Source organism: Brumimicrobium mesophilum (assembly GCF_003025005.1).
In the GTDB taxonomy this organism is placed as follows: Bacteria; Bacteroidota; Bacteroidia; order Flavobacteriales_D; family Crocinitomicaceae; genus Brumimicrobium; species Brumimicrobium mesophilum.
Genome location: NZ_PVSS01000064.1, coordinates 1 through 700, shown reverse-complemented (window position 1 = coordinate 700; position 700 = coordinate 1). Strand labels below are relative to the sequence as shown.

The following is a 700-nucleotide window of genomic DNA, read 5'->3' as shown; positions in this document are numbered from 1 at the left end:
GCGGTAATTGTAATGATAACACTAAACAAATACATAATATTAGTGACAGGGTTGTTCCTGTTTGGTTCTTGTGTCGGGCAGACTGAGGACAATAAACATTTAGACGACTCGAATAATGTACAAATGGAAAATTACGAACTTACTCCTGAGACAGCTCATCCGAAAGCAAAGAAATTATTGATGGATGAATTTTATTGGAGTCCAATTGAAGAATCAGGACCATTTGGGAATGACGACGGTTCTGACGCTTTTTATGGATTCAAAAAATGGAGACAAAGTAATAAACATGTTAGTCCAATAGTTTATCTAAAGGAACTCATTGAAAGTTGGGGGTATTCATCTTTTAACTTAAATGAAATGAACGAATACAGTCTGAAGAAATATGTTTCATCGAGTGCAATAGGTGCAAGAATGTTAACAGGTCAAGATAATGCAATCATTGCTGTAGGCTTCGGACAGTTTGTATTGGAAGGAAAGATTGACGAAGACATAAAAGCATTGACGAAAACTGCTATAAAGAGAGAACTTCTTCCGAGTATTATTGGAATGTGGGAGGGAAAATATAAACAGACACGAACCGAGCAGCTAACCAAAATGTTGGGAACGGTTGACAAAATGAACGAATGAAATAAACTACCGCTAACAGCAAATAATCACAAGCGACGAACGTTCATTAGTGGTAGCCGCATGTGCCTATTTG

General features: G+C 37.1%; 1 protein-coding gene. It reads left to right on the top strand.

What is annotated here, in order from left to right:
• A partial coding sequence (locus C6368_RS17055; RefSeq protein ID WP_234369163.1) for a hypothetical protein occupies positions 1-627 on the top strand: 627 nt, incomplete at its 5' end.
• Between the last annotated feature and the right edge of the window lie 73 nt (positions 628-700).